Origin of the sequence: Streptomyces sp. NBC_01003, assembly GCF_045162695.1 — a bacterium.
In the GTDB taxonomy this organism is placed as follows: Bacteria; Actinomycetota; Actinomycetes; order Streptomycetales; family Streptomycetaceae; genus Streptomyces.
Window position 1 is genome coordinate 1,065,398 of the sequence record NZ_CP108707.1, and the last position, 22,656, is coordinate 1,088,053.

Consider the following 22,656-nt stretch of genomic DNA (forward strand, 5'->3'; position numbering starts at 1 on the left):
CCATGCGCACACTCAGCATCGCCGCCGTACAGACCGCCCCCGTCCCCTTCGATCCCGAGGCCACGTGGGCGCTGTTCGCCGACCGTGTCCGCGCGACCCGCGCCATGCTTCCGCACGTCCAGCTCGTCGTGCTTCCCGAGCTGATGCTGTCCGCGGAGGCGCCGCTGTTCGACGCCCGCGAGGACTGGATGGACAAGGTGGCCGTCACCGTCCCAGGACCGCTCACCGACCGGATCTGCGACCTCGCCCGCGAGACGGGCCTGTGGCTGATACCCGGAAGCGTCTACGAGCGGGTCGCCGACGGCACCGTCTACAACACCGCCCTCGCGGTCTCCCCGCAGGGCGAGATCGCCGCCCGCTACCGCAAGGTCTTCCCCTGGCAGCCCTACGAGACGACGGCGCCCGGCAGCGAGTTCGTCGTCTTCGACATCCCGGACATCGGCAGGATCGGCCTCGCGATCTGTTACGACGGCTCGTTCCCGGAGACCGCGCGCCAGCTCGCCTGGCTGGGCGCCGAAGTGATCGTCCAGCCCACCCTCACCACCACGAGGGACCGCGACATGGAGATCGTCTGCGCCCGCGCCAACGCCTGGACGAACCAGGTGTACGTGGTGAACGTCAACGCCGCGGACCCCGCCGCCGTGGGCAGCAGCGTCATCGTCGACCCCGAGGGCACCGTCCGCCAGCAGGCGGGCCCCGGCCAGGAACTCCTCGCGGACGTCCTCGACCTGGACGCCGTCACCCGCGTCCGCGAGTTCGGCTCCTCGGGCCTCAACCGGCCCTGGGCCCAGCTGGACAGGTACGGCTCCAGTGTGCAACTGCCGATGTACGGCGGCTCGTTCCAGCCGCGTCCTCATCGGGGCTGAACTCCCCGTCCCGGGCCCACCCTTCGACCGTCCGGAGGGCGGGCCCGGACCTCAGCACTGGAAGCCGAGGATCAGGAGTGGAACGCGAGATACGGAGCCAGCACCAGGAGTGTTCCTACGAGGGCGTACTTGAGGCGGCGCGCCGGGACAGCGTGGGCGATCTTCCATCCCACCATCACGCCGGCCAGCTCCGGTACTCCGACCAGCGCGGCGAGCCCCCAGTCGACGGAGCCGTGCAGCACGTACCCGACCGTGCCGATCGCCGCGATCACCACGGACTGTGCCTGCGCCGCGGCCAGTGCGGAGAGCGCCGGGAGTCCGCAGACGACCAGGAGCGGCACGCTCAGCATCGGACCGCCGAGGCCGAAGAGCCCGGCCACGACTGCAACTCCGAAGCCCACCAGGACAATCCGCGTCAGCGGCACGCTGACCGGCTCGCTCCCCGCGACCCGCGTGCGGCGCTCGCGCACCCACACCAGGACACCCGTCACCGTGACGGCGCACGCGAGCAGCATCCCGAACCCCCGTCCCGTGACAAGGGTGTTGAGCACGACACCGAGAGGTGTGCCGACGAGGGCGGCCACGGCGAGGACCGTTGCCGTGCGCCGCGTGACCGCGTCCCGCAGCTGCCCCGAGCGCGTGTACGCGGCGGTGCCGAGCGCGCCGGTCGCCACGTGGGTCGCGATGGCTGTGCCCGCGACGCCTGCCGGGGAGAGCCCCGTCAGCAGGAACATCCCGATCGTGGGCAGCACACCCCCGGGCCCCACCGCGGTGATCCCGATGCCTCCCGCGAGCCCGAACAGGGCGAGGAGCACCAGGGTGAGGACGTCGAGCTGCATGGGCATGGGGGACTCCGGAACAGGGCGGTGGGTGCGCGGGACTTGGATCCGGTGCGGGGGGACTTCGGTCAGGAACGAGGCGGTACGGGTCCCCGGTGGACCAGGGCGTGCAGGGCGAACCGGTCGGCGCGCACGCGCAGGGTCTCCGCGTCGACGGGACGGCCGTCGGCAAGACACGTGAGGCGGTCGATCGCGAACAGGGCGGCACCCGCGGGGATTTCGAGGAGCCGCGCGGTGTCCGGCTCGGCGGTGACGGCATGCACGGTGACCTCCGCGCTGCCGAGCCGGTGCCCCGTCGTCTCCTCGATGAGGTCGAAGACATCCCGGTGGGCCAGATCACAGTCGAGGAGGGGCCGGCCGATGCCGGGGGCGAGCCAGGTCGAGTCGACGGAGAGGGGGCGGCCGTCCAGGCTCCGCAGGCGTTCGAGGTACACGGCCTCGGATCCGTCGGACAGCCGGAGCCGTTCGGTGACCGCGTTCGGCGCGTGCGGCACGATCCTGGCCGCGCGCACCTCGTTGGTCACGGTGCCGTAGTCGACGAGCGTCTCCGCGAGGCCGGTGAGTCGTTCAAGGCCGTGCCCGTACTTCGCCGTCACGATGCGGGTCCCGATGCCACGCCTACGGACGATCAGCCCCTCGTCGCTCAGCAGCGCGAGGGCCTCCCTGACGACGTTGCGGGTGGCGCCGAGCGCGTGGCCGAGCTCGCGTTCGTCGGGCAGCATCCCGTGTTCGTAGACGCCTGAGGTGATCTGCTGCCGAAGCGTGTCGGCGACCCGCCGCGCCCGCTCGGCACGGGGCGGGGTGCCACCGGGGTGCGGGGGATGTTCATCACGCATGGGGCGGTTCACCACCGTTCGTCACCTGCATTCCGGACCCGAAGCTACCCCACCGCCCTCACCTGCCGTGTTACGCCGAAGTTACGCCACCCATGCTGACCTGCGAAAACCACTGAGCTGCGGTTTCGCGGTCGGATTTCCGGGTTTCGCCGGGCAGCACACCTACATACCCGGCGTCGGATGTGGGATGCGCGCGTTCCTCAAGGAAGCCCTGCCCTCGGTGCGCTCCCCCGCCGATGCCCCGACACCTGCCGGTCGCTACTCTGCCCGGATGCGCGATGGGGGAAGCGACGGCAGCGCCGTGAGCGAGAAGGACCGCAAGGGCAATGACGAGCACGGCGACGCGACACCGGAGAACGGCGCCGGTGCCACTGCGCTGCGGCGCCTGACCGGCCCGTTGCGTGCTCACCGGCTGTTGTCCTCGGCGGTGGCGGTCGCCGTCGTCGCAGCGGTCGCCGTCCCGCTGGTCCTCGCCGGATCCGGTGCCGACGCCGAACCCTGCACCGTGGTGTCCGACAGGACACGCGCCCTCGCCGAAGATCCCGCCGCCGCCACCGAGGCACTGGACCCCGGTGACAGCCTGGACCGTATCGGTGGTGCGAGGCAGCTTCTCGCGCACGACGGGTTCTGCGGGGACGGGGCCCGCGTCCTCGGCCGGGTCATTGACGCGGGCACCCGCGCGTCCGGGCCCGGAAAGCCGCACACCATGGCGCAGGCCCGCAGCGCCTACGCCGTCGCCGCGGCCCTCGGCGCCCGCGAGATCCCGGCCCGCCTGGCACCCGCGGTGGCCCGGATGATCGCCGAGTACGAGGTGGACGCCCTCCGCGACGACGACTTCGGTGGGATCGGGGCAGACGATACGACCGGACCCGCCGCGCCCCCGGCCGAAGCCGCCCTGGACAGTCACGGCTGGGTCCGGCTGGGCCGTTTCCTCTCCCCGGGCGAGGCCCACGCCACCTTCGAGTACGGGGACCAGTACAGGGACGTGACCGCCGACATCCCCGCGCTGGTCGCCGAACTCGCCAAGAACCCCGAGGCGTTCGCCATCCTCTACGACGCGCACCGCGCCCAGCTCGCGCACTACCTGGAGCGGCTGACCCGCCAGGGCGGCGACCCCTCGTACCGCCCCGGAGACAAGTACGGGACCCCCACGACCTGGACCGACAACGATCTCCAGGACCTGGCCGACCACATCGGCACCCTCATGGCGCTGCGGTCCGGTTACGCGAAGGACCGCACGATCCAGGACGTCGCGGCGTTCGACGCGTCGGTACGCAAGCACAGCCGCGGCACCTTCCGGCCCGCGTCACACCGGCTCACGACCCGCCCACCGATGGGCGACATCGCCGACCGAACCCCGTCGGGACCACTGCGCGGCGACGTGATGGACGGCCGGCGCCAGATGTTCACGGTGCTCGACCGGTGGGCGAAGGAGCGCGGCGTGCCTTCCCAACGAGCTGCGGCCATGCGGCAGTTGATGGACGACTTCTACGTGCGGGCCCTGTGGCTGGTCTCCGTCCAGCGTTTCTGACAGGAGCGCCGCGTCGCTCCGGCTCAGAAGAGCCGAGGCTACGTCGCTGTCGCTCAGAAGAACCGCAGTCCGGAGCAGCCGCGCCGCCGCACCTGGTCCTCGGCGAACGCCTTGAGCAGTCGTCGCCGTTCCGCTTTGTCGACGCCGAGGGTGTCCTTCGTCGCGTCGAGCGCGAAGTTGGCCGCCTCACCGTCGCAGCGGGCCGTGGCAGTCAGGGGCCGGCGTTCGCCGTTGTCGTCCGATGCCGTGAGGCGGCTGCTCCAGTCCCCGTACCAGGCGCCGAACGTCATCCCGGCCCGGCCCGCACCGTCGCCCTGTTCTCTGCGCAGGTCGCAGACGCTCGTGGGCGCCGTGTCGTTCGCCTCTGCCGCGAGGCGCCATCCCTCGCCCTTCGCGAGACCGGCTCGGGCCAGCCAGTCACACCCGGTGCCTTCCGCCTGCGCCGGGGACACGGTTCGCCGCCATCGCTCCTCGGTGTCGAACCCGGTGGTCCCGTGCGGCACCTTGAGGGGGCGGGCGCCGCAACTGAGGCGCTTCGAGGCCGAGTTGGCCAGGGCCACGGTCGTACGGTAGACGGCCCCGAGAGCACTCCGGTCGACGTCCCCGAACGTCCCGACGCGGACCAGCATCTTCCGCGGCCGGCCCTCGGCGTCCTTGCCCAGCGCCGGACACTGCGTCACGATCCGCACGACCCCGGCGTCGTCGACTGTTCCGGGCAGCCCGCCCGACAGCACGGCGTTCGGTGTGAAGCCGCCCTCCGGGAAAGCCCTCTTGAACTCCCGGTCCTGGTCGTCACGGCCGGTGTACGCCGACATGGCGACCAGTGTCACACCCTCGGCGTCGTCCCCGTCGAACGCGAGGCTGCACCCGTAGAAGCCGAGTTCCGGAATCCGGCGCGACTCCTCCTCCATGAACTGCGCGTCGTCAGGCGTGAGTTGTGCGACGGAGTCGCGGGGCAGGGCCCCGTCGCAGGCGTGTCCGACGAGCCACCAGTCCTGCGCGTACGGCTCGGCCATGTAGCCACCCAGGCCGACGACGGCCGCTGCCGCCACCGCCACCTTGATCCAGCGCCGCATCGTCCCTGCCCCCGTCACCACCGAAACCGTGCGGCCCCCGTGGCCTCACATGTACCGCCGGACCCTACCCGGCCCGCCTGTTCGCCCCGCGCCCGGGCCGAGCCGCCCCTCTCCCGGCTCAGGCCGTCATCGTGCGGACCGGGCTCCCCGCCAGGAACGCCTCGATGTCCTCGACCGCGCCCTCGAAGTAGCCCTCGTAGTTGCGGCGGGTGACATAGCCGAGGTGCGGCAAGCCGAGGAAGTTCGGGGCGCTGCGCAGGGGGTGGCCGGCCGGGAGCGGTTCCGTCTCGAAGACATCGGCGCCGGCGCCCGCGATCCGGCCGTCGTGCAGGGCGCGCACCATCGCGTCCTGGTCGACGATCGCGGCGCGCGAGGTGTTGACCAGGTAGGCGGTGGGGCGCATGCGCTTGAGTTCGTCCGCGCCGACCAGGCCGCGCGTGCGGTCACTGAGTACGAGGTGGACGGAGACGAAGTCGCTGCTCTCCAGGAGCTCCTCCTTGGAGGGCGCGAGGGTGACACCGGCGGCCGCGGCGCGCTCTTCGGTGAGGTTCTCGCTCCACGCGGCCACCTCCATGCCGAAGGCCTGGCCGACGCGGGCGACCTTGATCCCGATCTTCCCGAGCCCCAGGAGGCCGAGGCGGCGTCCGTGCAGGTCGGCGCCGAGTGTGCTCTGCCAGGGGCCCATGTCCCGCAGGGCGGTGCTCTCGCGCACCAGGCTCCGGGCGAGGCCGAGAATGATCGCCCACGTCAGTTCGACGGCCGGCTCGGAGTTGCTGGCGGTGCCGCACACCGTGACTCCGTGCCGAGCCGCTGCGGCCAGGTCGATGGACGCGTTGCGCATCCCCGAGGTGATCAGGAGACGCAGCTGCGGGAGGCGGGCGAAGAGGGTGTCCGTGAAGGGTGTGCGCTCCCTCATCGCGACCACGATCTCGCAGTCGCCGACCGCCGCGACGACGGCGTCCTCGGTCGGCAAGTGGCGTTGCAGGGAACGGACTTCGACGTCCGTCCCGACTCTGGTCCAGTCCGCCATGGACAAGGCCACGCCTTGGTAGTCGTCGAGCACGGCGCAGCGCAGTCTGGTCAACGCAACTCCCCTGAAAGATCCGGTACCGGAAACACTAATGGCTCCTCGCGGTCACCGTGCGACGACCTCGGGCCGAGCACACCTGTACACCTGCCGAGTCGACGCACGGACAATTCGGGTGTGGACCCGGTGCTGGACCGCCCCCGGCTCACCTCTTAGGGCAATTCCTGAACCTGATGATGGAATACGGCATGGCGTCACGCACGAACGTACTCATCCATGTCCTGGTCGCCACCCTGCTGTTCCCGCTCAGCGTGGGGTGCTCGTCCGGCGACGCGAAGAGCGAAGGCCCGGACTGGAGTCCGCCGCCCCGGCACGCGGGTTTCGACTACCAGATCGGTGGTGCCTATCCGCCCGCGAAGGGCGTCGGTGTCGTGAGCCGCGACCGGGCGGCTCGGCCCGCCCCCGGCCTGTACAACATGTGTTACGTCAACGCCTTCCAGGCCCAGCCCGACGAACGGGACGACTGGCCCGCCGACTTGCTGCTGCGCGACCGGAACGGCCGGGTCGTGATCGACCAGGACTGGGACGAGCCGCTCCTGGACATCGGCACGCCGGACAAGCGTGAGCGGGTGGCCGCCCGCGTCGGCCCCTGGATCGACGGGTGCGCCGACCATGGCTTCGACGCGGTCGAGCCGGACAACTACGACAGCTACACACGCTCGAAGGGGCTGCTGAGCGCCCGCGACGCAAAGGCGTTCATGTCGTTGCTGGTGAGGCGCGCACACCGGGCCGGGCTCGCCGTCGGCCAGAAGAACACGGCCGAACTGGCCCCCGACGGCCACCGGTTGGGGGTCGACTTCGCCGTCGCCGAGGAATGCGGCGCCTACGACGAGTGCGGTGTGTACGCCGAGGCCTTCGACGACCGGGTCGTGGTGATCGAGTACACCGACACCGGCCTGCGCAAGGCCTGTAGCGCATTCGGAAAGCGCTTGGACATCGTGCGCAGGGACCACGACGTGACGACTCCCGGCAGCAACGGCTACGTGCGGCGCACCTGTTGAGGGGTGTGCGGGTACGCGTCGGGCAGGACACGCATGACGGGGACGGGGAGCACGGTGTCCCGCAGGGCCACCGCGGCGGCGTGCGTGCCGCGCTGCGGTCCGAGGTCGAGCGAGCGCAGGGACCAGCCGGAAGGGTGGACGGCGCCGTGGCGTGGACGGTCACCCACGTAGTCCGCGTCCAGTGCACGCCCCAGGCCGACGCCGACGCCCTTGAGGTAGGCCTCCTTGCGGGACCACACCCGGCAGAAGGCCGCGGCGCGCGACCCGGCAGGGAGCGCGGCGAGATCGGCGCGTTCCGCCGGGTGCAGCTCCTTCACCAGGTCGTCCACGGCCCCGGGGTCCGGCATCCGCACGGCATCAACGCCCACCGGGCTTCCCGCCACGCAGATCAGGACAAGCCCCTCGCAGTGCGAGAGGGAGAAGTGCAGCGGCGGGCGGGGGCAGGGCAGCGCCGGGCGCCCGTGCGGGGCGCCGCACTGCGGACACGGCTCGCGGGTGAACCGGACACTCCCCGGCGAGGTCCCCAGACACGCACCGAGGACCCGACGCAGGGAGATGTGTGCGGCCAGGTACAGGTCGCGGTCCGAGCGCCGCACGAAGGCGGCGGCCCGGGCGCGCTCGTCGGCATCGAGAGCGGAGTCGTCCAGCAGGGGGTACGGCTCTCCATGCTCCGGGGTCCTGAGCAGCCACAGGGACGGGCGACCGTCCCAGGGACCCGGAGTCGCCGGGACGGCGGGGTCGGGGGCGAGATCCGGCTCGGAGGCGACGTCCGGCTCACGCGCGAGGTCCGGTTCCGGGGTCACGGGGAGCCCACCCTCATCACGCCACCCGCCAGGCCCCACAGCCCGCCCGGCTCACTCCGCGGCGCCCGCGCCCGTACGGCATTCCGGGTGGCCCCAGCCCTTCGGGTTCTTGGCGATGGGCTCACCGGCCGCGTAGGACCGGCCGCAGACGCAGCGGCCCGGGAACTTGGCGTTGAGCGTGCGCGATGAGGCCGTCTTCGATCGGGCCGGGCCCGCCTTGGGCTTCCTCTTCGACGGGCCGGCGACCGTGTCGGGTGACGCCGGGGGCTCCGGGGACCCGTAGTCGGTGCCCGCAGGCTCCTGGACGACGGCGGCCTGGCTCGCGGCCCGGTCGGCGAAGTCGTTCAGCCGGTCGCCGTCGACCTGGTGCGCGGGAACGTACCGGAACTCGACTGCGCGCCCTTCGAGCAGCGCGTCGATGCGGGTGACGAGCTCCTGGTTGGCGACCGGCTTGCCCGCCGAGGTCTTCCAGCCGTTGCGCTTCCAGCCGGGCAGCCACGTCGTGACCGCCTTCATCGCGTACTGGGAGTCCATCCGGACCTCGAGCCGCTCGCCCGGGTCCGTGGCGGCGAGGAGGCGCTCCAGGGCGGTGAGCTCCGCGACGTTGTTCGTCGCCGTGCCCAGCGCGCCCGCCTCCCAGCGAACCGGGGTCTCCCCGCCGTCGGCGACGACCCAGGCCCAGCCGGCGGGCCCTGGATTTCCTTTCGACGCCCCGTCACACGCGGCGATTACACGATCTGCCATGACACCGATCATGCCAGTGCCGGTGAGCGGCGGACGCCGCACCCCGTCGCCCGACCCTGGCACGCACGCGACCGCGCCCGCACCGGCGATCAGGCCCGCGCCACCAGCCGCTCGGCCGCCGAGCGCGCGGAGGCGAGCACCGCGGACCGCTCCGCACCCCGCTGGCCGATCACGATGCGCGTGCTCAACCCGTCGAGCAGGGCGAGGAGTTGGGAGGCGCGCTCGGCGGTGTCGAGGGGGGCGAACCGCCCCTGCTTGACCCCCCGGTCCAGAAGGGTCTCGAGGTCCTCCTGCCAGCCCTGGTCCAGCTCGTCCTGGGCCTGGCGCAGCGCCTCGTCGGTGGAGGTGCGGGCCCACAGCTCGATCCACAGCGTCCAGCGCGGGTCGCGCGGGCCGCGCGGCAGGTACAGCTCGACGAACTGGTCGAGCTTGCGCTCGGCGGTGACGCGCCGGGACAGCAGCACTCTGCGTTCCTCGGCCAGGCCGCTCTCGCTCCAGCGCAGGGCTTCGAGGAGGAGGCGGTCCTTGCTGCCGAAGTAGTACAGGATGTGGCCGCCGCTGGTGCCGAGGCGCTTGCCGAGCGCCGACATCGTGAGCGATGCCAGGCCGTCCTCGGCGATGGCCGTCATCGCCTCCTCGAGCATGCGCTCCTGGGCGACCTGCCCGTCGCGCCGTCGCGCAGTAGCCGCCACAGCCGCGCCTCCCTGATCCGTGATCCCGACACCCATGACCCTATCCGGCGATTTTCGCGAGGGGTCTTGACGTACGGGACGAGGAGGCGCATCTTGAATGCCGTTCAAGAAGTTAGAACGATATTCAAGAACAACATTCAAGGACGGCGGGATGACACAGCAGCACACCGAGGAGGCCGGACCCGCGCAGGCCGGACCGGCGGTCGCCGCCACCGGTGACGAGGTCTTCCAGGTCGAGACCCACGGGATCGACCCCATCCCCGACGAGGAGCGGCACGGCGGGGCGAAGGACCTCTTCTGGCTCTGGTTCGGCTCGAACCTCACCTTCACGTACGTCATCAACGGCGCGCTCGCCGTGTCCTTCGGGCTCTCGTTCTGGCAGGCGACCGCGGCCGTCGTCGTCGGTGGCCTGGCGTTCTTCGCGATCAGCGCCGCGGGACTGAGCGGAATCCGCACCGGCACCGCGACCCTGGTGATCTCCCGCGCGCCCTTCGGTGTCCGCGGGAACTGGCCCGCCGGCCTGCTCAACTGGATCGTCTCGATCGGCTACACGATCGTGAACACCGTGGTCGGCGCGCTCGCCCTCGAAGCGTTCTGCGCGGACCTCGGCTGGCACGGCTCGACCGCCCGCGCCTTCGCGCTGGCCGTCACGATGGTGCTCACCTTCGCCGTCGCCCTGTGGGGCCACGCCACCGTGCAGTTCGCCGAGCGCTGGATGGCGTACCTCCTCGCCGTGGGCTTCGCCGCACTCCTCGTCTTCCTGATCCCGGGCGCCGACACCGGCGCGTCGACCGGCGGCGTCCCCGGCGCCTCGGGCTGGAGCCTCGCGTTCGTCGTGATGCTGGCGGGACCGTTCTCGTACGTCCCGATGCCCGCCGACTACACCCGCTACCTGCCGCGCACCACCTCGCTGCGGTCGATCACCTGGAGCGGCGCGCTCGGCGGGCTCATCTCCTCGGTGGCGCTCGGTGTCGCGGGTGTCGCCGCCGCCACGCAGGCCGACATGTCGGACGCGGTGGCCGGCGCCGAGGGGCTGCTGCCCGGCTGGTTCCAGCCGCTCTTCCTCGCCCTGGTGCTCGGCGGCTCAGTCACCAACTCGATCATCACGCTGTACTCGTCGAGCCTGAACCTCCAGGTCCTCGGCATCCCGTGGAGCCGGTCCAAGGCGATCCTCGTCAGCGCGGGCGTCACCGTGGTCGGCTCGCTCTACGCCCTGTTCCTCACGGACTTCACCGACTCGCTGCTGTCGTTCCTGTCCCTGCTGATCATCGTGTTCGCGCCGTGGGGCGGCGTGTTCCTCGCCGACATGGTGATGCGCCGCTGCCGGTACGACGCCCCGTCCCTGCACACCGGCCGCGACGGCGCCTATTGGTACCGGGGCGGCTACCACCCGGCCGGGGTCGTCGCGCTGCTCGCCGGCATCGTCTTCGCCTCGCTGACCTGCGACTCCGAGCTCTGGACCGGCCCGCTGGTCGCCCCGCTCGGCGGTGCCGACCTGACGCTGCTCGGCTCGGTCGTCTCCGCCCTCGTGTACTGGGCGCTCGCCCGGCGGACCGTCGCCCCCGCCGCGTAGACCTTCTCCCGAACCACCGGTATCACCACAGGAGTTACCCCTCATGTCCCACTCCCCCGCCCCCGCCGACCTCGTCCTGCGCGGCGCACGCGTCCACACCGTCGACCCGGCGCTGCCCGAGGCGCAGGCGCTCGCCGTGCGCGACGGAAAGATCGTCTGGCTCGGGGCCGACGCGGACGCCGAGGCCTGGACGGGGCCCGGCACCGAGGTCATCGACGCCGGCGGGAAGCTGGTCCTGCCCGGCTTCATCGACGCGCACAACCACGTACGGCTCGGCTCCGACGACGCCTGCGTCCAGCTGGCCGGCGCGGACACACTCGACGAGATCCACGACCGGATCCGCACGTGGCGGGCGGCGCACCCCGGCGCCGCCTGGATCGAGGCGGAGGCGTTCGACTACTCGGCGATCCCCGGCGGCCGGATGCCCACCGCCGCCGACCTCGACCCGGTGACCGGCGACACCCCCGCGTTCGTCCTCAGCTACGACGTGCACACCGCCTGGCTGAACACGGCCGCGCTGCGCCGCCTCGGCATCGACAAGGACCGTACGAGCCTGCCGTTCGGCGAGGCCGCGACCGACCCCGAGACCGGTGAACCCACCGGATTCATCAAGGACTTCGCGGTAAAGGGCCTGTCCCGCGACGGGCACCGCGCGCTCAAGGAGATCGGCGTGCCGTGGGCCTCGGCCGACCGTCAGTACGGGCGCCTCGCCAAGTCCCTCGACGACGCGATCCGCCTCGGCATCACGACCGTCGTCGAACCGCAGAACTCGATCGACGACCTCGCCCTGTTCGAGCGCGCCCGCTCCGAAGGCCGGCTCCGCTCGCGGATCGTGGCCGCGCTCTTCCACCCGCGCGGCACCACCGACGCCGACCTCGACGACTTCGCCGCCGCCGCGGCCCGCCACGCGGACGACCGGCTGCGCGTCGGACCGCTGAAGCTCTACATCGACGACGTCGTCGAGCCGCGCACCGCGGCGCTCCTGGAGCCGTACGCGGGGTGCGGCCACCACCGCGGCGAGACCTTCTACCCGCCGGAGGAGTTCGCGGACCTCCTTGCCAAACTCGACGCGCGCGGCTTCCAGTGCTTCGTCCACGCGACCGGTGACCGCGGCATCCGCACGGTCCTCGACTCCGTCGAGCACGCCCGTACGGTCAACGGTGAGCGGGACGCCCGCCACCAGGTCGTGCACGTCGAGTGCCTCGACCCGGCCGACACCGCGCGCTTCACGGCGCTGGGCGTGGTCGCCTGCATGCAGCCCAGGCACTGCGCCCCCGAGGTCGCCGGGCCGGGCAAGGACTGGGCGGAGAACGTCGGCACGGACCGCTGGCACAAGGCCTGGCCGATGCGCAGCCTCCACGAGTCGGGCGCGGTCCTTGCCTTCTCCAGCGACTGGAACGTGGCCGAGATGGACCCCATGGTCGGCATCTACACGGCTGTCACGCGACGCCCGCTGTTCGGCGGCGAGCCCTGGATGCCGGACGAGACCGTGGACGTGGAGACCGCGGTGTACGGGTACACAATGGGTTCCGCGTACGCCAACTTCCTTGAGAACGAGCGGGGTTCGCTGAGCGTGGGCAAGGCAGCGGACTTCGTGGTCCTGTCCCGCGACATCCTGAGCGCCGCACCCGAGGACATCCCCGGCACCGTGGCCGAAACAGTCGTCGTGGGCGGCAAGATCGAGCACAGCATCTGAGAGCCCACACAAGAACCCGCGTACAAAACGGTCAATTAGGAAGGATAAAGTAGCGCGTCAGCCTTCGTCCGCCCGAGACGCTTCAGGAGAACCACGTGACCTCAGCGACCGCCCCGACAGAGTCCGCAGCAGCAGACGTCGCGACCGAGGGGGCCGTCCCGGCGCAGGCCGGGCCCGCCGAGGCCGAGGCGAACATCTGGGTGCCGGGCGGGGAGAGCGTGCCGGACGAGGAGACGCCGGAGGACGCCGCGCCGGTCTCGGACCTGGTCGCCGAGGACGCGCGGGCCTTCGGCGTCTACGCCCGGACCGGCGGCTGGGCGTTCGCCCTCATGGTGGCGCGCAGCGTGCGTCCCGGCGGGCAGGCCGTGGGCGAGACGCCCAAGATCTCGGCCCGCCGGTTCAGCGAGCTGGCGGGCTGCTCGGCGGAGCGCGTCATGCGCTACTACAAGGCCTGGGACAAGGCGGCCGACGACGGTCTCGTGCCGCACTTCGAGGCACTCACCCCGGGCCAGGACGTCGAACTCCCTGACTCCGACGCCTGGTTGACGTACTACGCGTCGCGCTCCATCGCCGTGTCGCCGCGGGGCCACGCGATCTCGGCGGCCGCCGAGGCCGAGGGCATCCGCCCGACCAAGGCCTTGGAGGTCGCCGAGAACCCGACCGCGCTGCGCGCCGCGATCCTCGCCGACCCCGGCACCGCCGAGGCGGCCAGGAAGGCCCTCATGGACCGTCTGGAAGAGGACCCCGCCCTGCGCACGGAGCTGGTGAGGGGCATCGTGCGCACCGACGACCTCAAGAAGGCCGTGGCCGCCGAGGCGAAGGCCGGCGACCGGGTCGAGTACGTGCGTCAGATCGCGGAGAACGGCCAGATCAAGACAGCGGCGGGACAGAAGATCGAGGCACCGCGCGAGCTGCGCGAGGAGGCCGAGCGGCACCTCTCCCTGATCGACGAGCTGGACGACGACGAAGAGGCCGGCGAGTGGGCGCGTGAGGCGTACGACAGCGTCCGCGAGCTCGTCACGAAGACCGTCGAGAGCGACCCCGACCTCCGGGTGAAGGAGCGCAGGGCGAAGTTCTACAACAGCCTGCAGAAGGCGACGAAGGTATTCGAGGAGCTCACCCTCGACGACGCCGAGGACGACGTCTACGAGGACGACATGCTCAAGCGCCTGGAGGACCTCCAGCAGGCCATCGCCTCGTGCATCTCGGCAATCCAGGCAAAGGTCCAGTAGGAAACCGCCCGGCCGGAGCCCCCACAGGCGTTCAGTCGCGTGCGAGACAGGCCGGAGACAGCGAAGTCCTACCGGGCGGTCAGCCGCGTTCGAAACGGGAGGGAACGTGGGGCATGTGCGCGCGGAGCCACCAGCACCACGTACCGGCAATTGGCCGGCTGACGTGCACCCGTAGAACAGCGAGCACGTACATGCCCCCGCGGCCCCGCACCCAAAAACGCATCTGCCAGTCCTGCCCCGAGCCCGCACCCGAGAGCAGACCTCAGCAGAACGACCGCCCCGAGCCCTCACCGGTAAGAAACGCATTGCCGCCGCACGCCCACATGAACTAGGGTCTCGCCCCGTGACTGCCGGGTCGGCCTTGGGCCATCAACGAGTAGGGCACCCGGCCTCCGAGTGAGGCCGGGGCGGGCGCGAGGCCCGCCGATCTTCTTTTGCTTCCGCGATCCAGATGTCGTAAGTCCCGGAGACGAAAGAAGAGAATGCCCAACGATTTCAATCAGCACGTCATCGAAGAGTTCCGAGCCAATCGCGGTCGGCTCTCAGGCCCCTTCGAGGGTGGCCGGATCCTCCTCCTCACCACCACGGGAGCCCGCTCGGGCGCCGCACACACCACGCCGGTCGGCTTCCTCCCCGACGGCGGCGAGCGCGTCCTGGTGATCGCCTCGGCGGGCGGCGCGCCCGGCAACCCGGACTGGTTCCACAATCTGCTGGCCACCCCGCGCGTCTCGGTCGAGGACGGCGTGTTCACCTACGAGGCGGAGGCCGAGGTCCTGACGGGAGCCGAGCGCGACGCCGCGTTCGCCCGGGCGGTCGAGCGCGATCCCGGCTGGGCGGAGTACCAGGCGAAAACCTCCCGAGTGATCCCCGTGGTCGCCCTGCGGGCCGTCGAGAGCGGCCCGCCGAACGTGACGGGCGCGACGTCATGGGGTGACGGGCTCAAGGCCGTCCACGACGGGATCCGGCGTGAACTGGGCCTGATCCGCAAGGAGATGGCCGAGTCGGGCCCGGGTCTCGGTCTGGGAGCCCAGCTCCGGATCAACTGCCTCACGCTCTGCAAGGGACTGCACAACCATCACGCCGGAGAGGACGCCGCCCTGTTCCCGTTCATCGGCTCGCGCCACCCCGAGCTCGGCGCGGTCCTGGAGCTGATGCGCGAGGAGCACGAGCGGATCGCCGTGCTCCTCGCGCGTCTGCAGGAGACGGTCTCCACCGACGCCGCCGACCCCAGCCTGGTGCTCCCCGAGGTGGAACGGCTCACGGACGAACTGGAGAGGCACCTGCTGCACGAGGAGGAGCAACTCATCCCACTGCTGGACGCGGCGATGTAAGGCCGCCTCGCCACAACCAGTCCGAACGAGCCCCACACCGGTCACGCACCGGTCACGCAACCTCGGTGACCTTGGCCACGAAGGCGTCCAGGTTGCTCATGGCGCGGGCGATCCGCTCATCGAGCGAGAGCGACTCCTCGTAGCGCCCGGCCCGCAGCTTGGGCTGGCGTTTGCCGCGCAGATAGAGCGAGCAGGCGAGGTCCGCGCAGAGATAGATGCCGACGGTGTTGCCCTCCCGCCCGCGCGCCCCGGCCAGGGGCGCCGCGAGGAGGGCGACACCGGAGGAGGCGTGTCCGGTCAGGCACACCTGGCACATGCTGGACTTCACGGCGCTGGTCCGGCCCACCGAGGGAACCCGCAGGGTGATGCCGAGGGGCCCGTCGGGGCCGGGGCGCACCAGGTGGGCCCGCAGGGGCGCTCCCGGGTCGACCCAGCCGAGAAAATCGAGGTCCTCCCAGGGGACCTCGGCGAAGTCGAGGGGGAGCTTCATCCGGGCGGCCTCACCCTTCGTGCAGTTCACGAAGGACGCCCGGATCTGTTTCTCGTTCAGTGGTTCCACGTGCGGCGACGATACCCACCGCCGCTCGCACAAGCATCCGCATTTCCCCGCGGAGCGCGGCCGGCACCGGTGCGGTCGACACGGCGCGAACAAGCCGCGCCACGCCCGGGAACACCCCATCGGCTCCGGCCGTGCGGCACATGCCCCGTCCGCCCCGCCGGTCCGACGGCACGCCCCGACCAGACAGAACACACCCCTGGCAGAATCGGAACAACAGGGTTCGGCCAGATGTCCCCGATGGGCGGACTGGCCGATCTTCGAGTGGCCGACTGGATGCCCAAGGCATCTAATGAAGATCACCGAGGAAGACTCACCGCCTGCGAGGTCACCATGACCGTGACACCCCCCACGCCGGACACCGTCGCCTTTCCCCAGGACCGCACGTGTCCCTACCACCCGCCGGCCTCCTACGATCCGCTGCGCTCGGCGCGGCCCCTCTCCCGTGTCTCGCTCTTCGACGGGCGGACCGTGTGGGTGGTCACCGGCCAGTCGACCGCGCGCGACCTGCTCATCGACCCGCGCCTGTCCACCGACCGGGAGAACCGCGCCTTCCCGATGCCCACGGAGCGCTTCGCCCTCTCCCGCAAACGGCGCATCGCCCTTCTCGGAGTCGACGACCCCGAGCACAACGCCCAGCGCCGCATGCTGATCCCGAGCTTCACCCTCAAGCGGATCACGGCACTGCGGCCCCGCATCCAGGAGACCGTCGACCGGCTCCTCGACGCGATGGTCGAGCAGGGTCCGCCGGCCGACCTGGTGAGCGCGTTCGCGCTGCCCGTGCCGTCGATGGTGATCTGCTCGCTGCTCGGCGTGCCCTACGCCGATCACGACTTCTTCGAGGAGCAGTCGCGGCGGCTGCTGCGCGGGCCGAACGTGTCGGACACGGAGGCTGCGCGCGAGCAACTCGACACGTACTTGGGCTCGTTGATCGACCGCAAGAGGCGCGAGCCGGGCGAAGGACTGCTCGACGAGCTCATCCACCGCGGGCCTGACGAGAAGGAGATCGACCGCGAGGAGCTGATCAGCCTCGCCACGATCCTGCTGATCGCGGGGCACGAGACGACGGCGAACATGATCTCGCTCGGCACGTTCACCCTGCTCCGGCATCCGGACCTCCTGGAGGAGCTGCGCTCCGCCGACTCGCTGCTGCCGGCCGCGGTCGAGGAACTGCTGCGCTTCCTGTCCATCGCCGACGGCATCCTGCGCGTCGCCACTGAGGACATCGAGGTCGCCGGCGAGACCATCCGGGCGGACGACGGGGTCATCTTCTCCACGTCGATCATCAACCGCGACGGCGACAGTTTCACGGCCCCCGACTCCCTCGACTGGCACCGCCCCACCCGCCACCACCTCGCGTTCGGCTACGGAGTCCACCAGTGCCTGGGACAGAACCTGGCCAGGGCCGAGATGGAGATCGCGCTGGGGTCGCTGTTCTCGCGGCTGCCCGGACTGCGCCTCGCGGCGCCCGCCGAGGAGATCCCGTTCAAGCCGGGAGACACGATCCAGGGCATGCTCGAACTCCCGGTCATGTGGTGACCGCCCGAGCCGCAAGAAAGGCGCAGACCGTGCGGATCCGGATCGACAAGGACAGCTGTGTGGGCGCGGGCATGTGCGCGCTGACGGCGCCGAACGTGTTCACGCAGGACGACGACGGCTTCAGCGAGGTGCTGGAGGGCCGCGAAGACGGCGCCGGTGACCCGCTGGTGCGGGAGGCGGCCCGCGCCTGTCCGGTGCGGGCCATCACCGTCGCCGACGACTGAGGACAAGTACTAGGCGGGCGGTACGACGGCCAGCGGGCAGGGCGCGTGGTGCATCACGGCATGCGCGACGGACCCGATCCGGGATCCGACGGCCGAGCGTCGGGCGCGGCGGCCCACGACCACCAGCTGGGCCCCCGCGGCCGAAGCGAGAAGGACCTGGCCGGCGCTGCCGATCTCGACGTGCTCCACCACCGGCACGTCGGGATACCGCGTGCGCAGCGATTCGAGCGCCTCGCCGAGCGCCTTCTTCTCGTACGGCTCCATGCCGCCGGCCTCGTCGAGCAGCTTCAGCGAGGCGGGGCTGTACGCGTACAGGGGTGGCAGTGTCCACGCGCGGACGACCCTCAGCGTCGCGCCGCGGGCGGAGGCCGTGGCGAATGCGAACTCGAGGACCGCGCGGCTGTCCTCGGGCGCGCCCTCCTGGCCGACGACGATCTCGCGGCCCGCCGCCTCCGGTTCGGCGCGGTCGTCGGCCCTGACCAGGACGACGGGCCGCGCCGACTCGGCGATGACCTGCTGCCCGACCGACCCGACCAGGAAGCCGACGAGCGCGCCGTGTCCGCGGGAGCCGAGGACGAGGAACTCCGCGTCGGCCGCGGCGCCGAGGAGCGCGGGAACGGCTTCGTCGGACGGGGACTCGACCGACAGCGCCAGCTGGGGGTGACCGCCGGCCACGGCGCGCCCGGCCTCGTCGGCCACACTTCTGGCCCACTCGGCCTGCGCCGCGAGATCGGGCGCGGACGCCGCCACGTCCGGCAGCGGGGACCAGGCGTGCAGCAGGCGCAGCCCGTATCCGCGGCGCACCGCTTCGCGCGCAGCCCACGCGGCCGCGGCCGAGCTCTCCGGCGATCCGTCCACTCCCGCGGTGATCCAGCGGTCCATGCGCCTGCCTCTCCGTCGCCGATCAGGTCCCGACCAGTGTGCGTCAGCGAGGCGGACAACACGTCGGAACCATCTAGGGTCTCTCGTTTGGATCAGGCTGGATCAGGGAGCAGGGTCATGGGGGTCCCCCCTGCTCGAGCGCAGTCGAGAGCTTGGGGGAGCGTGCAGCTGCAAGGCGGAGGAGGGAGTCGACGCGATGGGGGTCCCCCCTGCTCGAGCGCAGCCGAGAGCTTGGGGGAGTCGGCGAGTGACGACAACGCCGCAGATGGGCGTGCCAGACCCCGCGAGCCCAGCCTGATCCAAACGAAAGACCCTAGGTGCCGCTGCCTGCGGCGCCGGTGGGTGCCGTGACGGCGTCGCCGAGGTACCGCGACCAGCCACCCGCGGGTACCTCTCCGACCTCCAGCGAGCGGAGCCGGTCGAGCACGTTCGGGTCCTGGGCGTCCAGCCAGTCGACGAACTGCCGGAAGGAGACGAGGCGTACGTCCTTCTTGCCGGCGATCTCCTTGAGCGCGGCCTCGACGGCGTCCATGTAGATCCCGCCGTTCCAGTCCTCGAAGTGGTTACCGACGAAGAACGGCGCCCGGTTCGTCTCGTACGCCCTCTTGAAGCCCGCGAGGTACGACTCGATGGCCTGCTGGCGCCAGCCCGCGTAGTTGTAGGACGGCGCTCGCGTGGAGTTCTTCGACTGGTTGGCCAGGATGTTGTAGTCCATCGAGAGGACCTCGAAGGTGTGTCCGGGGAACGGGATGCCCTGGAGCGGCAGGTCCCACAGCCCCTGCCGCTTCTCGGGCCAGCGCTGGACGCCGCCGGGGGACGAGGCGTCGTAGCGCCAGCCGAGCTCGCGGGCGGTGGGCAGCAGGTTGTCCTGGCCGAGCAGGCAGGGCGTGCGGCCGCCGATGAGTTCCTTGTCGTAGTCGAACGGCAGGGGGTCGTGGTCGTGCCAACCCGTGTTCGTACGCCAGGTCTTGATGAACGAGCTCGCCTGCTCGATCTCGCTGTACCACTGCGCGGGCGTCCAGTTGGCCACGGAACCGGAGCCGGCGCAGAAGTGGCCGTTGAAGTGCGTGCCGATCTCGTGACCGTCGAGCCACGCCTGCCGGGTGTACTTCAGCGTCTCCTTGAGGTGCGCGTCGGTGAGATACCCGACGTCGGAGGCGCCCACGGGGTTGTTGGGCGGGTAGTAGAGCCGTTTCTTCGACTCGGGCAGGAGGTACAAACCCGACAGGAAGAACGTCATGTGGGCGCCGTGGGTCTCGGCCAGTTCGAGGAAGCGAGGGAAGAAACCCTTGCCGACCTCGCCCGCACCGTCCCAGGAAAAGATCACGAACTGCGGTGGCGTCTGGCCGGGTTCGAGGGGGACGGGCGACTCGGGCTGGTTCGGCTGCTCGCCGGTGTACGCCGTCGAGCCGTCACCGATCAGCCGCGGAGCGGCCTTCATGCCCTGGTGGGGGGCCCGGTCGGGGCGGCGGCCGGGGCCCCCGGGCGGGCGGGTCGCGTCCGTGCCCATCCCGCATCCGGCGAGGCCCGCGGCGGCAACGCCCAGGCCGATCCCGAGTCCCAGACCCACGGCTCCTCTGCGGCTGATCTCACTCATCGGCATCCCAACCCGCGTCCGCGAGGGACACGTTGCGCAGCCCCCTGACAACACACGCACCGTAAGTCGGATAAGCACACAATTAGTACATTTAGGTCGGCGCGGCGGGCAAAGCGCTGTCCAATGGGTCAGCTCCGGCCGGGGTCGCCGACGACCTTCCCCGGGTTGAACAGGTCCAGCGGGTCAAGGGTGTTCTTCACCGCGCGCTGCACCGCGCAGACCTCGGGACCGAGTTCCCGCCGCATGCCGCCCCGCTTGAGCAGGCCGACGCCGTGCTCACCGGTGACGGTGCCGCCCTCGGCGACCGCGGCGCCGAGCAGTTCCTCGAACGCGGCCTGCGCCGCGCGCCGCGCCTCGGCGTCCCCGGGCGGGGTGATCAGGAGCGGGTGGAGGTTGCCGTCCCCGGCGTGCGCGATGGTCGCGATCCGCACCCCGTGCCGCTGCCCGATCTCCTCGACGGTGGCGAGCATGGCGGGCACTGCCGAGCGCGGTACGCAGATGTCCTCGGTGAGCACGGGCCCCAGGCGTTCCAGGGCCGGGTAGGCGGGCCTGCGGACGTCGAACAAGGCTTCGGCCTCGACGGCGTCGGTGGACTGTTCGGCCCAGAGTGCTCCCGCGTCCGCGAACGCCTCGGCGACTGCAGCCGCCTCCGCCGCCCCCGCGTCGCCCGGCGCGTCGATCCGCGCGAGGAGCAGGGCGGCGGCGCCGGGCTCGATCCCGAGGTGCTTCCAGTCCTCGACGGCCTGCATGCAGTGCCGGTCGAGGAGTTCCAGGGCGGCGGGCTGGAGGCCGCGCCGGGTGGTGAGCGCGACGGCGGCACCCGCCGCGACCAGGCCGTCGAAGGCGCCGACGACGGTGCGGGGTTCGGCGGCGGGCGCGGGACGAAGGCGCAGCGTGATCTCGGTGATCACTCCGAAGGTGCCCTCCGAGCCGACGAACAGGCCGGTCAGGTCGTAGCCGCTGACACCCTTCGTGGTGCGCCGGCCGAACCGTACGCCGGTGCCGTACTCGCCCGCTGGCCCGCCCATCACGGCTTCGAGGCCGAGGACGTAGTCACGGGTGACGCCGTACTTGAGGCAGCACAGGCCGCCGGCGTTGGTGGACACGTTGCCGCCGATGGTCGACCAGGGGGCGCTGGCGGGGGCCGGCGGGTACCAGAGGCCGTGCTCGGCGACGGCCGCCTTCAGGTCGTTGTTGACGACGCCTGGCTGTACGACGGCGAGCAGGTTCTCGGTGTCGATCTCCAGGATGCGATTCATCCGCGAGAGGTCGAGGACCAGGCAGCCGTCGGTGGCGTTGGCGCCGCCCGAGAGCCCGGTGCCGGCGCCGCGGGTCACGACGGGTACGGACAGCGCGGCGCAGGCGCGCACCACCTGCTGTACTTCGCCGGCGTCCGTGACCCGGACCGCCGCGAGCGCTCGGCCCACCGGCGCCCATTCCGCGTCGTCGTGGCTGAGCCCGGACAGCACGTCGCCGTCCTCGATCAGCGTGAGGCCGGGCAGCGCCTTGGCCAGGTCGTTCAGGAGCTCGCGGTCGGGTGCCGTGTCGATGTCGCCGTCTCCTCGCGCGAGAACCGTTCGATTACGGTCGCAGTCTAAAGACGGCCTTGATCCACTTCCCGACCGGTACCCGCTCCACGATGACCTCGGTGGCGAGCGCGTGGACTATCTCGAGACCGTGCCCGCCGATGCGCCCGGGGTCCCTGACGAAGAGACGGGGCACGGCGACGCTGCTGTCGTAGACGGTGACGGCCACCTCGTCCTTCGTTCCCTCGAGATCGAGGACGTACGGTCCGTGGCTGTGGCGGTCGGCGTTGGTGACGAGCTCGCTGACCAGGAGCAGCAGGTCGCCGCGGGATCTGGCGTCGATCAGGGCGCACCACTCCGACCGCAGCTGCTCGAGGAACACCTCGGCGAAGGCGCGCGCGTCGGCGATGCAGCCCGGCTCTCCGGTGTACTGCGTCGCCCGGCGCAGCGGCTCGACGGGGTCGGCAGCACCGGTCGGCATCAAGGCTCCGTCCAGGTACTCGGTCATGCGGTTCTCTCAATGGGATCGGTCGGCACAGTAACTCCCCTGCAGACCTCCTGATACCCAGTGGCGCGTGCGGCAGTCATAACCGGCCGGAACGGGCGGCTCGGCACGCCGCCCGTTCCGGTCCCGCGGTGCGCGAGGTCAGCAGCTCATTTTCCACGTGTGGGAGTCGCCGCTGTCATTGCCCCAGCTGTCGGAGGCGATCTCCTGGCCCGGGGCGAGGCAGACGGTGCCGAGACCGACGAGACCCGGGTTCTCGTAGACCTGCACGTGGTCCTTGATGCCGGGGCCCGAAATGCCATGGTTCGCCCAGGAGGAGTCCTGGTCCTGGATGGGGTCCTCCCAGTCGTGGTCGTCGCCCGACCAGTTGGTGCGCTGACCGCCGAAGTCCGCGTCCGTCCAGGCGCAGAACTGGCCGCTGGGGCACGAGGCGCCGAAGGCGGCGGACGAGGTGGCGACGGCGCCGCCGAGGGCGAGGGCCACGGCCGCGAGGAGCGCGGCGGAGTTCTTGATGATCACT

22 protein-coding genes are annotated in these 22,656 nt (G+C 71.3%); 9 read left to right on the forward strand and 13 right to left on the reverse strand.

The window, feature by feature from the left end; translation table 11 throughout:
* Window positions 1–2 precede the first annotated feature (2 nt).
* Window positions 3–866, forward strand: coding sequence for a carbon-nitrogen hydrolase family protein (locus OG698_RS05075; RefSeq protein ID WP_406101667.1), 864 nt, complete (start codon window positions 3–5; stop codon window positions 864–866).
* A 71-nt stretch (window positions 867–937) separates the two neighbouring features.
* Here OG698_RS05075 and OG698_RS05080 read toward each other — a convergent pair whose 3' ends face one another.
* Entirely contained in the window at window positions 938–1,711 is a 774-nt protein-coding gene (locus tag OG698_RS05080; RefSeq protein ID WP_406101668.1) for a sulfite exporter TauE/SafE family protein, read from the reverse strand.
* A gap of 62 nt (window positions 1,712–1,773) precedes the next feature.
* Window positions 1,774–2,541, reverse strand: coding sequence for a GntR family transcriptional regulator (locus OG698_RS05085; RefSeq protein WP_406101669.1), 768 nt, complete (start codon window positions 2,539–2,541; stop codon window positions 1,774–1,776).
* Window positions 2,542–2,812: 271 nt separating this feature from the next.
* Here OG698_RS05085 and OG698_RS05090 point away from each other — a divergent pair, with 271 nt between their 5' ends.
* Entirely contained in the window at window positions 2,813–4,072 is a 1,260-nt protein-coding gene (locus OG698_RS05090) for a hypothetical protein (RefSeq protein ID WP_406101670.1), read from the forward strand.
* Window positions 4,073–4,125: 53 nt separating this feature from the next.
* Here OG698_RS05090 and OG698_RS05095 read toward each other — a convergent pair whose 3' ends face one another.
* Together OG698_RS05095 and OG698_RS05100 are read right to left on the reverse strand one after the other, a co-directional pair.
* Complete coding sequence (locus OG698_RS05095) at window positions 4,126–5,166, reverse strand: hypothetical protein (RefSeq protein WP_406101672.1); 1,041 nt, start codon at window positions 5,164–5,166, stop codon at window positions 4,126–4,128.
* A 100-nt stretch (window positions 5,167–5,266) separates the two neighbouring features.
* On the reverse strand, window positions 5,267–6,178 hold the full coding sequence (locus OG698_RS05100; RefSeq protein ID WP_406110851.1) for a D-2-hydroxyacid dehydrogenase family protein: 912 nt from the start codon (window positions 6,176–6,178) through the stop codon (window positions 5,267–5,269).
* 245 nt (window positions 6,179–6,423) lie between these two features.
* Here OG698_RS05100 and OG698_RS05105 point away from each other — a divergent pair, with 245 nt between their 5' ends.
* Window positions 6,424–7,236, forward strand: a complete 813-nt coding sequence (locus OG698_RS05105; protein ID WP_406101674.1) for an endo alpha-1,4 polygalactosaminidase — start codon at window positions 6,424–6,426, stop codon at window positions 7,234–7,236.
* Here the strand turns inward: OG698_RS05105 and OG698_RS05110 are convergent.
* The 3 genes from OG698_RS05110 to OG698_RS05120 form a co-directional block, all read right to left on the reverse strand.
* Complete coding sequence (locus OG698_RS05110; protein ID WP_406101676.1) at window positions 7,215–8,039, reverse strand: 4'-phosphopantetheinyl transferase family protein; 825 nt, start codon at window positions 8,037–8,039, stop codon at window positions 7,215–7,217. The two genes, OG698_RS05105 and OG698_RS05110, sit on opposite strands and share 22 nt — an antisense overlap.
* Before the next feature lie 51 nt (window positions 8,040–8,090).
* Window positions 8,091–8,795 carry a ribonuclease H gene (locus OG698_RS05115; protein WP_406101678.1) on the reverse strand — a complete coding sequence of 235 codons (705 nt, stop codon included), beginning with the start codon at window positions 8,793–8,795 and terminating at the stop codon, window positions 8,091–8,093.
* Window positions 8,796–8,872: 77 nt separating this feature from the next.
* A complete protein-coding gene (locus OG698_RS05120; RefSeq protein WP_406101680.1) occupies window positions 8,873–9,475 on the reverse strand; it encodes a TetR/AcrR family transcriptional regulator in 603 nt (200 codons plus the stop codon).
* Between the two features lie 151 nt (window positions 9,476–9,626).
* On the opposite strand from OG698_RS05120, the gene OG698_RS05125 reads away from it, so the two are divergent.
* The 4 genes from OG698_RS05125 (at window position 9,627) to OG698_RS05140 (ending at window position 15,307) form a co-directional block, all read left to right on the forward strand.
* Window positions 9,627–11,048, forward strand: a complete 1,422-nt coding sequence (locus tag OG698_RS05125) for a purine-cytosine permease family protein (protein WP_406101681.1) — start codon at window positions 9,627–9,629, stop codon at window positions 11,046–11,048.
* A 43-nt stretch (window positions 11,049–11,091) separates the two neighbouring features.
* Entirely contained in the window at window positions 11,092–12,744 is a 1,653-nt protein-coding gene (locus OG698_RS05130; RefSeq protein ID WP_406101682.1) for an amidohydrolase, read from the forward strand.
* Between the two features lie 95 nt (window positions 12,745–12,839).
* Window positions 12,840–13,976: a hypothetical protein gene (locus tag OG698_RS05135; RefSeq protein ID WP_406101684.1), complete on the forward strand. Its 1,137-nt coding sequence runs from the start codon at window positions 12,840–12,842 to the stop codon at window positions 13,974–13,976.
* A gap of 482 nt (window positions 13,977–14,458) precedes the next feature.
* Window positions 14,459–15,307, forward strand: coding sequence for a nitroreductase/quinone reductase family protein (locus OG698_RS05140; RefSeq protein WP_406101686.1), 849 nt, complete (start codon window positions 14,459–14,461; stop codon window positions 15,305–15,307).
* Window positions 15,308–15,359: 52 nt separating this feature from the next.
* Here the strand turns inward: OG698_RS05140 and OG698_RS05145 are convergent, their stop codons facing one another.
* Complete coding sequence (locus OG698_RS05145; RefSeq protein WP_406101688.1) at window positions 15,360–15,866, reverse strand: FBP domain-containing protein; 507 nt, start codon at window positions 15,864–15,866, stop codon at window positions 15,360–15,362.
* A gap of 330 nt (window positions 15,867–16,196) precedes the next feature.
* On the opposite strand from OG698_RS05145, the gene OG698_RS05150 reads away from it, so the two are divergent.
* On the forward strand, window positions 16,197–17,402 hold the full coding sequence (locus tag OG698_RS05150; protein ID WP_406101689.1) for a cytochrome P450: 1,206 nt from the start codon (window positions 16,197–16,199) through the stop codon (window positions 17,400–17,402).
* 29 nt (window positions 17,403–17,431) lie between these two features.
* Complete coding sequence (locus tag OG698_RS05155; protein WP_356278193.1) at window positions 17,432–17,626, forward strand: ferredoxin; 195 nt, start codon at window positions 17,432–17,434, stop codon at window positions 17,624–17,626.
* Window positions 17,627–17,635: 9 nt separating this feature from the next.
* Here the strand turns inward: OG698_RS05155 and OG698_RS05160 are convergent, their stop codons facing one another.
* The 5 genes from OG698_RS05160 to OG698_RS05180 all read right to left on the reverse strand — a co-directional run bounded on the left by OG698_RS05160 (window position 17,636) and on the right by OG698_RS05180 (window position 22,655).
* Complete coding sequence (locus OG698_RS05160; protein ID WP_406101691.1) at window positions 17,636–18,508, reverse strand: universal stress protein; 873 nt, start codon at window positions 18,506–18,508, stop codon at window positions 17,636–17,638.
* Window positions 18,509–18,821: 313 nt separating this feature from the next.
* Complete coding sequence (locus OG698_RS05165) at window positions 18,822–20,105, reverse strand: hypothetical protein (protein WP_406101693.1); 1,284 nt, start codon at window positions 20,103–20,105, stop codon at window positions 18,822–18,824.
* A gap of 128 nt (window positions 20,106–20,233) precedes the next feature.
* Window positions 20,234–21,574: an FAD-binding oxidoreductase gene (locus tag OG698_RS05170; RefSeq protein ID WP_406101695.1), complete on the reverse strand. Its 1,341-nt coding sequence runs from the start codon at window positions 21,572–21,574 to the stop codon at window positions 20,234–20,236.
* Window positions 21,575–21,686: 112 nt separating this feature from the next.
* Window positions 21,687–22,139 carry an ATP-binding protein gene (locus tag OG698_RS05175; RefSeq protein ID WP_406101696.1) on the reverse strand — a complete coding sequence of 151 codons (453 nt, stop codon included), beginning with the start codon at window positions 22,137–22,139 and terminating at the stop codon, window positions 21,687–21,689.
* Between the two features lie 138 nt (window positions 22,140–22,277).
* Entirely contained in the window at window positions 22,278–22,655 is a 378-nt protein-coding gene (locus OG698_RS05180) for a peptidase inhibitor family I36 protein (RefSeq protein WP_406101698.1), read from the reverse strand.
* Window position 22,656 lies beyond the last annotated feature (1 nt).

Coding starts and splice junctions, on each gene's coding strand:
- OG698_RS05075 (WP_406101667.1), top strand. CDS start 3: ATGCGCACACTCAGCATCGCCGCCGTACAGACCGCCCCCGTCCCCTTC.
- OG698_RS05080 (WP_406101668.1), bottom strand. CDS start 1,711: ATGCCCATGCAGCTCGACGTCCTCACCCTGGTGCTCCTCGCCCTGTTC.
- OG698_RS05085 (WP_406101669.1), bottom strand. CDS start 2,541: ATGCGTGATGAACATCCCCCGCACCCCGGTGGCACCCCGCCCCGTGCC.
- OG698_RS05090 (WP_406101670.1), top strand. CDS start 2,813: ATGCGCGATGGGGGAAGCGACGGCAGCGCCGTGAGCGAGAAGGACCGC.
- OG698_RS05100 (WP_406110851.1), bottom strand. CDS start 6,178: ATGGCGGACTGGACCAGAGTCGGGACGGACGTCGAAGTCCGTTCCCTG.
- OG698_RS05105 (WP_406101674.1), top strand. CDS start 6,424: ATGGCGTCACGCACGAACGTACTCATCCATGTCCTGGTCGCCACCCTG.
- OG698_RS05115 (WP_406101678.1), bottom strand. CDS start 8,795: ATGATCGGTGTCATGGCAGATCGTGTAATCGCCGCGTGTGACGGGGCG.
- OG698_RS05125 (WP_406101681.1), top strand. CDS start 9,627: ATGACACAGCAGCACACCGAGGAGGCCGGACCCGCGCAGGCCGGACCG.
- OG698_RS05130 (WP_406101682.1), top strand. CDS start 11,092: ATGTCCCACTCCCCCGCCCCCGCCGACCTCGTCCTGCGCGGCGCACGC.
- OG698_RS05140 (WP_406101686.1), top strand. CDS start 14,459: ATGCCCAACGATTTCAATCAGCACGTCATCGAAGAGTTCCGAGCCAAT.
- OG698_RS05150 (WP_406101689.1), top strand. CDS start 16,197: ATGACCGTGACACCCCCCACGCCGGACACCGTCGCCTTTCCCCAGGAC.
- OG698_RS05160 (WP_406101691.1), bottom strand. CDS start 18,508: ATGGACCGCTGGATCACCGCGGGAGTGGACGGATCGCCGGAGAGCTCG.
- OG698_RS05165 (WP_406101693.1), bottom strand. CDS start 20,105: ATGAGTGAGATCAGCCGCAGAGGAGCCGTGGGTCTGGGACTCGGGATC.
- OG698_RS05175 (WP_406101696.1), bottom strand. CDS start 22,139: ATGACCGAGTACCTGGACGGAGCCTTGATGCCGACCGGTGCTGCCGAC.